This window comes from Pelagivirga sediminicola (assembly GCF_003072125.1).
Lineage (GTDB): Bacteria > Pseudomonadota > Alphaproteobacteria > Rhodobacterales > Rhodobacteraceae > Roseovarius > Roseovarius sediminicola.
In genome coordinates this window covers 14,612-27,649 of record NZ_QCYH01000016.1, presented here as the reverse complement: position 1 = coordinate 27,649, position 13,038 = coordinate 14,612, and the positions used below count along the sequence as shown (strand labels likewise).

Sequence of the window (13,038 nt, the reverse complement as noted above, 5' to 3'; positions counted from 1 at the left end):
GATGAGCGCATATGACGATCTGATGGCGTATCAGCGCCAGACCGAGGCGCTGGCGCAGGTGGCCGGGCGATTGTCATGGGACCGCGAGACGGTGATGCCCCGCGGCGCGGCGATGCAGCGCTCGGAGGAGACGGGCGCGCTGCATGCGGTGCTGCATGCGCGCAAGGTGGACCCGCGGATCGGCGAATGGCTGGAGGCGGCGGCGCAGGAGCCGCTGGATCAGGTGGGCGAGGCCCAGCTGCGCCATATCCGGCGCAGCCACGAGCGCACGCAGCGCGTGCCCGAGGATCTGGCCGCCGCATTGGCGCGTCAGACGGCGCTGGCCCAAGGCAGGTGGGCGCAGGCGCGCGCGGACGACGATTTCGCCGCCTTCGCGCCGGTTTTGGCCGAGATCGTCGCGCTTCGGCGCGAGGAGGGCGCGGCGCTGGCGGATGGCGGCGACGTCTATGACGCGATGCTCGACGATTACGAGCCTGGCGCGAAAGCCGCCGATCTGGAGGCGATGTTCGGCGCCCTGCGTCCCGGCCTGATCGCCTTGCGCGAATCCGCGCTGGGTGCGCCCGCCGCGCCGAAGGTCACGGGTCGGTTCAAGCCGCAGGCGCAGATGCGTCTTGCGCGGCAACTGGCGCGCGTATGCGGCTATGACATGACGCGCGGGCGCATCGACAAGGCGGTGCATCCCTTCTCCAGCGGATCGGGCGACGATGTGCGTATCACCACCCGCACGGCCGAGGACGATCCGTTCAATTGCCTCTATTCGACGATGCACGAGGCGGGCCATGCGGTTTATGAGCAATCCATCGATCCGGCCTATGCGCTGACGCCGCTTGGCGCGGGCGTGTCGATGGGCGTGCACGAAAGCCAGAGCCGGATCGTCGAGAACCAGCTGGGGCGCAGCCGCGCCTTTACCGGCTGGCTCTATGGCCAGATGCGGGACGCGTTCGGCGATTTCGGAATTGAGGGCGCGGATGCGTTCTATGCCGCCGTCAACAGCCTGCATCGCGGCTTCATCCGCACGGAGGCGGACGAGGTTCAGTACAACCTGCATATCCTGATGCGCTTTGATCTGGAGCGGGCGCTGATTGCCGGCGATCTGGCGCCGCTGGATCTGGAGGGCGCATGGAACGCGCGGTTCGAGGCGGATTTCGGCTATGCGGTGCCGCGCGCCTCATTGGGCTGCTTACAGGATGTGCATTGGTCAGTGGGGCTTTTCGGCTATTTCCCGACCTACAGCCTCGGCAATGTCTATGCCGGCTGCCTTGCGGAGGCGCTGCGCCGCGCGGTGCCCGATCTGGATGCGCAGCTGGCGCAGGGTGACATGGGGCAGGCGATGGGATGGCTGCGCGCGAATGTGCAGCAGCATGGCGGACTCTATCCCCCGCGCGAATTGATCACCCGCGCCTGCGGGGCCGAGCCGACGGAGGCGCCGCTGATGGCCTATCTGGAGCAGAAGTTCAGCGCGCTCTATCCGTCATAGGTCCGCCGCTCAGCCGCCCTTGCGATAGGCATCCTGCGTTTTGGCGAGCTGGGCGACCGCGGCCGCGATGTCGGGCGCCGAATTGCCAAGCGTGTAGGTGACATCGCTGCCCAGCGGCGCGACCGGCGCGCCGCTGGCATGGGCGTTCTGCAGCAGGTCATGCACCATGTCGAAATCATCGCCCTGCATCTCGTAGACGCTGAGCAGCGCGCCTGCGGAATCGAGGAATTCCGCGCGCAGCGGCGAATCCTGCGGCCCCGTGGCGGTGTCGAGGGCGGTATACCCCTCGGCTGCCAGACGCCGGGCGCTCTGCCCGCATGACTGCGTCTCGTCAAGCGATGCGGCCAGATCCGCGCCGCTTTGCTGCGCGATGTCGCCCAGGCGCCGGCTGCAGGCCTCGGCATTGGCCGCGGCCGCGTCAACCGCCTCGCGCACCGGGCCGATGACACGGGATCTTGTGGCCGGATCGTCGCCACCGCTGCCGCCGAGATATGTCCAGAGCGCGACAATCGCGATCCCGGCCACCACAAGGCTGGACAGAAGCGCAATGACCTTGGAGGTCAGGCGCGGGGCCGCGCTGCTCACGCGCCCTCCGAAGATGTCCCGCCGGGCTGCACGCCGGTGGTGTCGACCGGCGCATCGCCGTCGATCGCATCCTCATCGTCTGATTGCTCGGCAATCCAGGCGACGCTGACGACGGTTTCGTTCCGGCCGGTGTCGAACACCTTGACCCCGCCCGCGCTGCGCGAGCGGAAGGAGATGCCCTCGACCGGCACGCGGATCGATTGCCCCTTGGAGGTGGCCAGCATGATCTGGTCCTCCAGCGTCACCGGGAAGGAGGCCACCAGCGGGCCGCCGCGCATCGCGCGGTCCATCGCGGCCACGCCCATGCCGCCGCGCCCGCGCACCGGGTAATCGTGGCTGGAGCTCAGCTTGCCCGTGCCCTGCGCCGTGATCGTGAGGATCAGCGTTTCGGCATCCGACATCGCGGCGAACCGCTCCTGCGTGATGTCGGCATTTGCATCGCCCTCATCATCTGCGGCTTCCAGCTCTTCGTCCGTCAGCCCGGCCTGCGCGCGGCGCATTTTCAGATAGGCGGCACGCTCGTCCGACGTGGCATCGAAATGCGGGATTATCGACATCGAAACGACGCTGTCATCGCCCGTCAGGCGGATCCCCCGCACACCCAAGCTGGCGCGGCTGTTGAAGACGCGCACGTCCGTGGCCGGAAAGCGGATGGCGCGGCCCGAGGATGTGACCAGCATCACGTCATCCTCATTCGAGGCGATGCGCGCGTTGATCAGGGTGATGCCTGCATTCTCTTCTTCAAAGCGCATGGCGATCTTGCCGTTGGCGCGCACATTGGTGAAATCCGACAGCTTGTTGCGGCGCACCGTGCCCGCCGACGTGGCAAAGACCACCTGAAGATCGTCCCATTCGGCCTCGTCCCGGTCCACCGGCATGATCGCGGCGATGGAAACGCCGGTGGGGATCGGCAGGATGTTGACGATCGCCTTGCCCTTGGAGGTGCGGCCCCCCTGCGGCAGGCGCCAGGTCTTCAGCTTGTAGACCATGCCATCGGTGGTGAAGAACAAAAGCTGCGTGTGCGTGTTGGCCACGAAAAGCGTGGTGACGACATCCTCGTCCTTCGTCGCCATGCCGCCGACGCCCTTGCCGCCGCGTTTCTGGCTGCGGAAATCGGCCAGCGCGGTGCGCTTGATATAGCCGCCGGAGGTGACGGTGACGACCATGTCTTCGCGCTCGATCAGGTCCTCGTCGTCCATGTCGCCGGACCAGTCGACGATCTGGGTGCGGCGCGGCACGGCGAACAGCTCGCGCACCTCGGCCAGCTCGTTTGCGATGATCTCCATGATGCGCTCGCGGCTGGCGAGGATGGCGAGGTATTCCTTGATCTTGCCGGCCAGATCCTGCAGCTCGTCCGTGACTTCCTTGACGCCCAGTTGCGTCAGGCGCTGCAGGCGCAATTCCAGAATCGCGCGGGCCTGAATTTCCGACAGGTTGTAGGTGCCGTCATCATTGGCAGTATGGGTCGGATCGTCGATCAGCGCGATGTACTCCAGGATATCGCCCGCAGGCCAGCGCCGCTCCATCAGCTTTTGCCGCGCGTCGGCCGCATCGGCAGAGGCGCGGATGGTCGCGACGACCTCGTCCACGTTGCTGACGGCGACGGCCAGACCGCACAGGATATGGCTGCGCTCGCGCGCCTTGCGCAGCAGATGCGCGGTGCGCCGTGCGACCACATCCTCGCGGAAATCGATGAACGAGGTCAGGAAGCGGCGCAGGGTCAGTTGCTCGGGGCGCCCACCATTGAGTGCCAGCATGTTGCAGCCGAAATAGGTCTGCATCGGGGTAAAGCGGAACAGCTGGTTCAGCACGACTTCGGCGGTCGCGTCGCGCTTGAGCTCGATCACCACGCGCACGCCGTCGCGGTCGCTTTCGTCCTGCACATGCGCGATGCCCTCGATCCGCTTTTCGCGGGCAGCCTCGGCGATGCGCTCGATCATGGTGGCCTTGTTCACCTGATAGGGGATCTCGTCGATGATGATCGCCCAGCGGTCCTTGCGGATCTCCTCGGTGCGGGTCTTGGCGCGGATGATGACACTGCCGCGCCCCTCAAGATACGCCTTTCGCGCGCCGGACCGGCCCAGCATCATGCCGCCGGTGGGAAAATCGGGGCCGGGGATGTACTCGATCAGGTCTTCGGAGGTCAGGTCCGGGTTCTCGATCAGCGCAAGCGTGGCATCGACAACCTCTCCCAGGTTATGGGGCGGGATATTGGTGGCCATGCCCACGGCAATGCCGCCCGCGCCGTTGACCAGCATGTTTGGGAAACGCGCGGGCAAAACGGTGGGCTCGCGGTCCTTGCCGTCATAGTTGTCCTGAAAATCGACGGTTTCCTTGTCGATATCGGCCAGCAGATAGGCGGCCGGCTTGTCCATCCGCACTTCGGTATAGCGCATGGCGGCGGCGTTATCGCCGTCCATCGAGCCGAAATTGCCCTGACCATCGAGCAGCGGCAGCGACATGGAGAAATCCTGCGCCATCCGCACCAGCGCGTCATAGATCGCGCTATCGCCGTGCGGGTGGTATTTACCCATGACGTCGCCGACGGCGCGCGCGGATTTGCGGTAGGGTTTGTCATGGGTGTTGCCGGCGTCGTGCATCGCATAGAGGATGCGGCGATGCACGGGCTTCAGCCCGTCGCGCAGGTCGGGAATCGCGCGCGAGACGATGACCGACATCGCGTAATCCAGATAGGACGTCTTCATCTCATCCGCGATGGAGACGGTAGGCCCGTCATATGCGGGCCGCTCGGGCGTCATTTCGTCCATGTCTTCGGGGGGTTGCGGCGTATCGGTCAAAACGGGGCCTACCTTGTCGCGTCATTCCACATCTGGTGTTCTAATCCTATACCACCGCCACGATATGGGGTGCAATGGGGCATGGGGCCGGGTTTTGGCAGCCATCAGCGCGATGCGCTAACAGACTGTTTTCATTGAAAAGTAATTTCTTTCAGGCATCATGATTCCAAAGCGTTTCGCCAAAGGCCCGCGCCCCCGGTTTTCGCGGGTACCAAGGGGGCCGGGGCGCCGCGCTTTAGCGAGCAGGCAAGGAGCATGACAGATGCCGATGACCGAAACCGAAATGATGCTGAAGGGCTATGGGCTGACCACCGCCGAATTCTTCTACGGGATGCCCGATTATGTGCATGTGCTGAACAGCTATATCTGGCAGGATTACGATATCGCGCCGGATCACCCCAAGCTGTTCCAGTTCGTCGAGTTCTGGCAGCGCGAGCTGGACGGCCCGCTGCATTCCGTGCGCTTTTCGCACCGCAAGATGATCGCGCCGGGCGAATGGCAGAACGTGACCGGGGAATTTACGCTGCATTGACAGGCGGGCGCCGGATCCAGACCGGCGCCGCGCCGTTTCAGGCGATGATGCGCGTGTATTTCATGCCTTCCAGCGATGCGCCCGCCATCAGGCCGGCCTGCCCGAACACCACGGCGATGACCGGGGATGTGGCTGTCGTGGTCTCGGCGCGCAGGTTCTCGGCGGTGTCCTTGAACACATAGCCGATATCGGCGCCCGCCGCCCAGCCCGAGGACCGCCGGAAGCCCGCCAGCGCGCTTTCGGTCATGAAGAACAGCACATGCGCGAATTGCTGCGCGCCGATCTGCAGGCCCACGCTGCCCTTGGTGGCCGAGTAGTAATCCACCGTCTGGTTGTTGATCCGCAGCGCGCCGCGCCCGTATCCGCCGCCAAGGCCGAGACCCGCCTCGGTGATCAGCGGCATGACCAGCATGCCGGTCGATTTTTCATAAAGGCTGCGCGTGCCGGGATAGGTGTCATAAAGATAGCGCAGCGTGGTGTCCACGCGCGCGTCGATCTGCTGCGATCCGCGGCTGCCGATGCCGTTGCCGCAGGCCGCCGTGACAAGCCCGGTGCCCGCAAGAGCGCCCAGCGTGAAGCCGCGTCTGGTGATGTTGCTCATGATGTCATGCCTGTTCGTTGCCTGATGCCCGTCGGCCTGTTTTCCGGCCGATCTGTCGCAAACTATAGGCGGGGCTTTGCCGAATGTCACGCAAAGGCCGTATCATGGGCAAATTATCGCGCGTTTGAGCCCCTCAGAAGGCGCGCCATGGCCGGGGCGAAATAGGTCAGGATACCGTCGCAGCCCGCGCGCTTGAACGCCAGCAGGCTTTCGGTCATCGCCCGCTCGCCGTCGATCCAGCCGTTCTGCGCGGCCGCGGCGATCATCGCATATTCGCCGCTGACCTGATAGGCATAGGTCGGCGCGGCAAAGGTCTCCTTGGCGCGGCGGCAGATGTCGAGATAGGGCAGGCCGGGCTTGACCATGATCGCATCCGCGCCCTCGGCCAGATCGCGCGCGATCATGCGCATCGCCTCGTCCGAATTGGCCGGGTCGATCTGGTATGTCCGCTTGTCGCCCTTCAGCGCGCCGCTGGCGCCCACCGCATCGCGGAACGGGCCGTAAAAGGCGCTGGCGAATTTTGCAGCATAGCTCAGCAGCACGACGTCCTGATGGCCTGCCGCCTCAAGCGCGGCGCGGATCGCGCCGATGCGCCCGTCCATCATGTCCGAGGGGCCGATGATGTCGACGCCCGCCTCGGCCTGCGCAAGCGCCTGTTTCACCAGCGCCTCGACCGTCTCGTCGTTGACGATGACGCCGTCCCGCACGAACCCGTCATGGCCGCTGTCCGAATAGGGATCGAGCGCGACATCGGTCATCACCAGCATGTCGGGCACCGCCGCCTTGATCGCGCGGGTCGCGCGATTGCTCAGGTTGCCCGGATTCCACGCCTCGGCGCAATCGGCGGTGCGGTTCTGCGCGCCGGTATAGGGGAAAAGGCAGATCGCCGGGATCCCCAGATCCGCAGCCTCCCGCGCGGCGGCGGCCACGCGGTCCACGCTCAGCCGGTTCACGCCCGGCATGGAGGCGACAGGCTCTTCCACGTTTTCGCCGTCGCGCACGAAAACGGGCCAGATCAGATCGCCCGCGCTCAGCGTATTTTCAGCGGCCAGCGCGCGCATGCCGGGCGTGCGGCGCAGGCGGCGGGGGCGGCTGGCGGGGAAGGGGGCGGTGATGGGATGCATGGGGCGTCTTCCGTCTGCGGCAATTGCCCCTAGGTGGCATGGAAATTCCGCCATCTCAAGGGTAGGAATTGCCGCAAGCCGGGGCTAAGAGAGGCGGGCAGGCGATATAACGGAGCTACCCGTGGACTGGTATTCAACCGTTTTCGAGACGATCGACATGCGCAGCTTCAGCAACCTGTGGTTCTGGATCGCGCTTGCCGTGCTGTGGTCATCGACCAGCCATTATGTGCTGGGCGTGCCATGGGACATGGTGCTGCGCGCACAAAAGCATGGCGGCGACGAGGCCGCGCGCGGCGCCGCGATGGAAGATATGAACGCGATGGTCCAGATCCAGATCCGCCGCATCCTTTACATCACGCGCGAAAGCGGTCTGATGTTGACCGGGATCATCTGCTTCATCCTGACGGCGGCGGTTCTGCTGGGCTGGGTCTACGGGCGCGAATTCGCGCAGGCGATCTTCCTTCTGGGCGTGCCGATGGCGGGGGTCTGGCTATTGTCGATCCGCACAGCGCGGCAGATCGATGCCGCCGCGCTGACCGGCGAGCCGCTGATCAAGCGGCTCTTTCGCCACCGCCTGACCGTGCAGGTGATCGGCATGGTCTCCATCTTCGTGACCGCCATGTGGGGCATGTACCAGAACATGAGCGTGTCGGCCCTTGGCGGATGACGTGCCGGCCTCGCCCCCTGAAAGTGACCGATCCATGACGCAGACCCCTTCGCAGATCACCGTCTCGGGCGCGCCCGAAGGCTATGACGCCCGCCTCGTGCTGGACGAGGTGGCGCGCGCGGGCGGTGCCGTGGTGCATGTGGCGCGCGATGACAAGCGCATGGCGGCGATGGCCGCCGCGCTGCGGTTCTTTGCGCCGGACATGCCGGTTCTGCAGTTTCCCGCGTGGGATTGCCTGCCCTATGACCGGATTTCGCCCAATGCCGATATCTCGGCCGGGCGCATGGCGACGCTGGCGGGGCTGGTGCATGGCGTGCCGTCGCAATACGTCCTGCTGACCACGCTCGGCGCCGCGATGCAGCGGATCCCGCCCCGCAGCGTGCTGCGCGGCGCGGCCTTTACCGCGCATGTGGGCCGCCGCATCGACGAGGCGGCGCTGCGCGCGTTCCTTGTGCGCATGGGCTTCGCGCCCAGCCCGACGGTGACCGAGCCGGGCGATTACGCCATTCGCGGCGGCATCATCGACATTTATCCGCCCGGCGATGCCGATGGCGGCGGTCCCGTGCGGCTGGATCTGTTCGGCGATGTGCTGGACGGCGCGCGCCGGTTCGATCCGGTGACGCAGCGCACCACCGCCAAGCTGGACATGATCGAGCTGGCCCCGGTGTCCGAGGTCATTCTGGACGACGCCGCGATCACCCGGTTTCGGCAGAACTATCGCATCGAATTCGGCTCGGCCGGCTCCGACGATCCGCTTTACGAGGCGATCAGCGCCGGGCGCAAGGCGCAGGGCGCCGAACACTGGCTGCCCTTCTTCCACGAGACGCTGGAGACCCTGTTTGATTACGTCCCGGACGCGCCTGTCATGCTGGACGACGGCATCACGCCCGCGCGCGTGTCGCGCTGGGACAGCATCACCGATCAATATGAGGCGCGCAGGCACGCGATGACCGCCAAGGGGCGCAGCGACAGCGTGTACAAACCCGTGCCGCCGGGGTTGCTTTATCTGGATGACGCTGATTGGGACGCGGCGCTCGCGCCGCACCGCCGCGTGCAGCTGAGCGCGCTGCCCCAGGCCACCGGGCCGGGCGTGACCGATGCGGGCGGGCGTATCGGGCGCAGTTTCGCGCCGGAGCGGCAGCAGGAAAACATCAGCCTTTTCGGTGCCTTGAAGGACCATATTCAGGCAAAGATGGACAAGGGTCCGGTCCTTCTGGCCAGCTATTCGGAAGGCGCGCGCGAGCGGATGGAAGGTTTGCTGGAGGATGAGGGGCTGGTCGGCCCCGTCACCGTGACCTCAGCGCAGCGGCTGGGCAAGACGGGGCTGCATCTGGCGGTCTGGGGGCTGGAATCTGGCTTTGAGGGCCCGCATCAGGGCACCCATCTGACCGTCATCGCCGAGCAGGACATTCTGGGCGATCGCCTGATCCGCGCGCCCAAGCGCCGCCGCCGGGCCGAGAATTTCCTGAGCGAGGCCAGCAGCATCAGCCCCGGCGATCTGGTCGTGCATGTGGATTTCGGCGTCGGGCGATACCTGGGGCTGGAGGTGATCAGCGCGCTGGGGGCGGCGCATGAATGTCTCGTGCTGGAATATGCCGAGGCGTCCAAGCTGTATCTGCCGGTCGAGAATATCGAACTGCTCAGCCGCTATGGCCACGAAGAGGGCCTGCTGGACAAGCTGGGCGGCGGCGCATGGCAGGCCAAGAAGGCGCGCCTCAAGGAGCGCATCCGCGAGATGGCGGATCGCCTCATCCGCATCGCCGCCGAGCGCGCGCTGCGCAGCGCCCCGGTGCTGGAGCCCGAACATCACGCCTGGGAGGAATTCTCGGCCCGCTTCCCCTATGAGGAGACCGAGGACCAGCTGCGCGCGATCGAGGATGTGATGGCCGATCTGCAGGCCGGCACGCCGATGGACCGGCTGATCTGCGGCGATGTCGGCTTTGGCAAGACCGAGGTGGCGATGCGCGCGGCCTTTGCAGCGGCCATGTCGGGCATGCAGGTGGCGGTGATCGCGCCGACCACGCTGCTGGCGCGCCAGCATTTCAACAGCTTTGCCGAGCGGTTCCGCGGCTTTCCGATCAACGTGCGCCCGCTGTCGCGGTTCGTCTCGGCCAAGGATGCCGCGGCCACGCGCGACGGGCTGGCCAGGGGGCAGGTCGATATCGTCGTCGGCACCCATGCGCTCTTGGCAAAATCCGTGCGTTTCCAGAACCTTGGCCTGCTCATCATCGACGAGGAACAGCGTTTCGGCGTCGCCCACAAGGAGCGGCTGAAGGCGCTGCGCAGCGATGTGCATGTGCTGACCCTGACCGCAACGCCCATCCCCCGCACGCTGCAACTGTCGCTGTCGGGCGTGCGCGATCTGAGCATCATCGGCACGCCCCCCGTCGACCGGCTGTCGATCCGCACCTATGTCAGCGAGTTCGACACCGTCACCATCCGCGAGGCGCTGCTGCGCGAGCATTATCGCGGCGGGCAGAGTTTCTTCGTCGTGCCGCGCATCTCCGACATCTCCGAGATCGAGGCGTTTCTGGACAACGAGGTGCCCGAAGTCACCTATGTGGTCGCCCATGGCCAGATGGCGGCGGGCGAGCTGGATACGCGGATGAATGCCTTTTATGACGGCAAGTATGACGTGCTGCTGGCGACGACCATCGTCGAATCGGGTCTGGATATTCCGACCGCCAACACGATGATCATTCACCGGGCCGACATGTTCGGCCTGTCGCAACTCTACCAGATCCGGGGCCGGGTGGGCCGCTCGAAAACGCGTGCCTATGCCTATCTGACCACCAAGCCGCGCCTGAAACTGACACCTGCGGCCGAGAAGCGGCTGCGCGTTCTGGGCAGTCTCGACACGCTGGGCGCCGGCTTTACTCTTGCCAGCCAAGATCTGGACATTCGCGGCGCCGGCAACCTTCTGGGCGAGGAGCAATCGGGCCAGATGCGCGATGTCGGCTACGAGCTCTACCAGTCGATGCTGGAAGAGGCGGTGGCCAAGATCAAGTCGGGCGAGATGGACGGCATTGCCGATGACGGCGGCCAATGGGCGCCGCAGATCAACCTTGGCGTGCCGGTGCTGATCCCCGAAGACTACGTGCCCGATCTGGACGTTCGCCTTGGCCTTTATCGCCGCCTCAGCAGCCTTGACACCAAGGTCGAGCTGGAGGGCTTTGCCGCCGAGCTGATCGACCGGTTCGGCCCGCTGCCGAAGGAGGTGAACACGCTCATCCTCGTGGTGCGGATCAAGGGGATGTGCCGCAAGGCCGGCATCGCCAAGCTGGACGGCGGGCCCAAAGGCGCGACGATCCAGTTCCACAATGACAAGTTTGCCTCGCCCGAAGGGCTGGTGGAATTCATCAAGGATCAGCGCGGCCTTGCCAAGATCAAGGACAACAAGGTGGTTGTGCGCCGCGACTGGAAAAAGGACAGCGACAAGATCAAGGGCGCGTTCTCCATCGCGCGCGATCTGGCGCAGAAGGTCGCGGACAAGACCAAGGCGGGCAAGAGCGCGGCAAAAGGCTGACGGCGCGTGCCTGCTGCGCCATTTTCGCGCGAGGGGTATTTTTTGCTATCGCCCGCGGCGCAACCGTGTTCGACTGCAGGTTGCAAGCAACGTGTGAAACGGGCGGGCTCCACGAGCCACCGACAGGCCTGCTGCAGACGTGAATGCCCGCAACAGAGGAGAACACGCTCATGTCATCCGATGAAATCAATCCGCGCCAGCCGTCCTTCGGCCTCGCGCTTGTGCCGGTGCTTTTGACGCTGGTGGTGCTGGGGATCCAGCTGTTTTATTTCGGCGACTTCACGCCGCATATTCCGCTGGCCATCGGCCTTGCGATCACGTCGTTGGTGGGGCTGTACCTGGGCCATGACTGGACCAACCTGGAGGATGGCATCTTTCGCGTCATCACCGTGTCGCTGCCGTCGGTGTCGGTGCTGATCGTGGTCGGCATGATCGTCGGGGTCTGGATCGCCTCGGGCACGGTGCCGACGCTGATCTTTTACGGGCTCAAGATCCTCTCGCCCGAGATTTTCCTGGCCGCCTCGATGATAATGTGTGCCATCGTGTCGGTCTCGCTCGGCACGTCCTGGGGCACGGTGGGCACGATCGGCCTTGCGCTGATGGGCATCGGCGCGGGTTTCGATGTGCCGGTCTACTGGACGGCCGGCGCGGTGGTGTCGGGCGCGTTTTTCGGCGACAAGATATCGCCGCTGTCGGACACGACGAACCTTGCGCCGGCCGTGACGGGCGTGAACGTGTTCGATCACATCCGCAACATGTTCCCGACGACGATACCCGCGATGCTGATCGCGCTGGGGATCTATGTCTGGGTCGGCTACAGCATGATCGGCGCAGGCACGGTGTCGTTCGAGCGCATCAACGGCATCACCGAGGCGCTGGATTCCTATTTCCTGATCTCTCCGTGGCTTCTGGTCCCGGCGCTTCTGGTCCTGGCGCTGGCCATCGCCAAGCAGCCGCCGATTCCGTCGCTTTTCGCCGGGGTCGTGGCCGGCGGCGCCGTGGCGATGATCACGCAGGGAGCATCGCTGCATGACGTGTTCGGCTATGCCAACAGCGGCTATGCCATCGAAACCGGCGTGGCCGAGATCGACAGCCTGCTCAACCGCGGCGGCATTCAGTCGATGATGTGGACCATCTCGCTGATCCTGATCGCACTGGGCTTTGGCGGGGCGCTGGAGCGGACGGGCTGCCTGAACGCCATCATCGCCAAGATCCTGTCCAAGGTTCATTCCTTTGCCGGGGTTCAGACGGCGGCCATCGCCACCTCGACCGCGACGAACCTTGTGGCGGGCGATCCCTACCTGTCGATCGCGCTGCCGGGGCGGATGTATGCGCCGGTTTACCGGGGCATGGGCCGCTCGACGCTGAACCTCAGCCGCGCGATCGAGGAGGGCGGCACGCTGATGTCGCCGTTGATCCCGTGGAACGCCGGGGGCGCCTTCGTCATCACGGCGCTGGGGCTGGGCATCGTCGAGGGCAACTTCCAGAACCTGCTCTATATCCCGCTGGCCTTTGCCTGCTGGATGTCGCCGGTGATCGGGATCTTCTATGCGTGGACGGGGCTGTTTTCGCCCTATGCGAGCGATGCGGAGCTGCGGGACTGGAAGGCCAACGACCGCGCGGTCGCGGATCTGAGCGAGTACGGCTATGAAGACCCCCTCAAGGACACCGAGCCAGCGGTCCGGCCAGCCGAGTAAGCCCTGGCAAACGAAAAAAACCTGTGCCAGA

The 13,038-nt window shown here is 65.4% G+C and carries 9 protein-coding genes; 5 read left to right on the top strand and 4 right to left on the bottom strand.

Going from position 1 to position 13,038, the window contains the following annotated elements:
• The first annotated feature begins 1 nt into the window (after position 1).
• A complete protein-coding gene (locus DC366_RS17135) occupies positions 2–1,477 on the top strand; it encodes a carboxypeptidase M32 (protein WP_108693421.1) in 1,476 nt (491 codons plus the stop codon).
• 9 nt (positions 1,478–1,486) lie between these two features.
• On the opposite strand, the gene DC366_RS17130 is transcribed toward DC366_RS17135, so the two are convergent.
• Both DC366_RS17130 and gyrA read right to left on the bottom strand, forming a co-directional pair.
• Complete coding sequence (locus DC366_RS17130) at positions 1,487–2,062, bottom strand: hypothetical protein (protein WP_108693420.1); 576 nt, start codon at positions 2,060–2,062, stop codon at positions 1,487–1,489.
• Positions 2,059–4,830: a DNA gyrase subunit A gene (gene gyrA, locus DC366_RS17125; RefSeq protein WP_108693419.1), complete on the bottom strand. Its 2,772-nt coding sequence runs from the start codon at positions 4,828–4,830 to the stop codon at positions 2,059–2,061. Before gyrA ends, DC366_RS17130 begins: the two co-directional genes overlap by 4 nt.
• 292 nt (positions 4,831–5,122) lie before the next feature.
• On the opposite strand from gyrA, the gene DC366_RS17120 reads away from it, so the two are divergent.
• The gene (locus DC366_RS17120; RefSeq protein WP_108693418.1) at positions 5,123–5,392 is read left to right on the top strand and encodes an usg protein; all 270 of its coding nucleotides are present in this window, start codon (positions 5,123–5,125) and stop codon (positions 5,390–5,392) included.
• 37 nt (positions 5,393–5,429) lie between these two features.
• Here the strand turns inward: DC366_RS17120 and DC366_RS17115 are convergent, their stop codons facing one another.
• Positions 5,430–5,993 carry a lipid-binding SYLF domain-containing protein gene (locus DC366_RS17115; RefSeq protein WP_108693417.1) on the bottom strand — a complete coding sequence of 188 codons (564 nt, stop codon included), beginning with the start codon at positions 5,991–5,993 and terminating at the stop codon, positions 5,430–5,432.
• Between the two features lie 113 nt (positions 5,994–6,106).
• On the bottom strand, positions 6,107–7,117 hold the full coding sequence (gene hemB / locus DC366_RS17110; RefSeq protein ID WP_108693416.1) for a porphobilinogen synthase: 1,011 nt from the start codon (positions 7,115–7,117) through the stop codon (positions 6,107–6,109).
• 121 nt (positions 7,118–7,238) lie between these two features.
• On the opposite strand from hemB, the gene DC366_RS17105 reads away from it, so the two are divergent.
• From DC366_RS17105 to nhaC, 3 genes are all read left to right on the top strand, one after another.
• Complete coding sequence (locus tag DC366_RS17105; RefSeq protein WP_108693415.1) at positions 7,239–7,784, top strand: component of SufBCD complex; 546 nt, start codon at positions 7,239–7,241, stop codon at positions 7,782–7,784.
• Positions 7,785–7,818: 34 nt separating this feature from the next.
• The gene (gene mfd, locus DC366_RS17100; protein ID WP_108693414.1) at positions 7,819–11,310 is read left to right on the top strand and encodes a transcription-repair coupling factor; all 3,492 of its coding nucleotides are present in this window, start codon (positions 7,819–7,821) and stop codon (positions 11,308–11,310) included.
• 170 nt (positions 11,311–11,480) lie between these two features.
• Positions 11,481–13,007, top strand: a complete 1,527-nt coding sequence (gene nhaC / locus DC366_RS17095; RefSeq protein ID WP_108693413.1) for a Na+/H+ antiporter NhaC — start codon at positions 11,481–11,483, stop codon at positions 13,005–13,007.
• Positions 13,008–13,038: the final 31 nt, after the last annotated feature.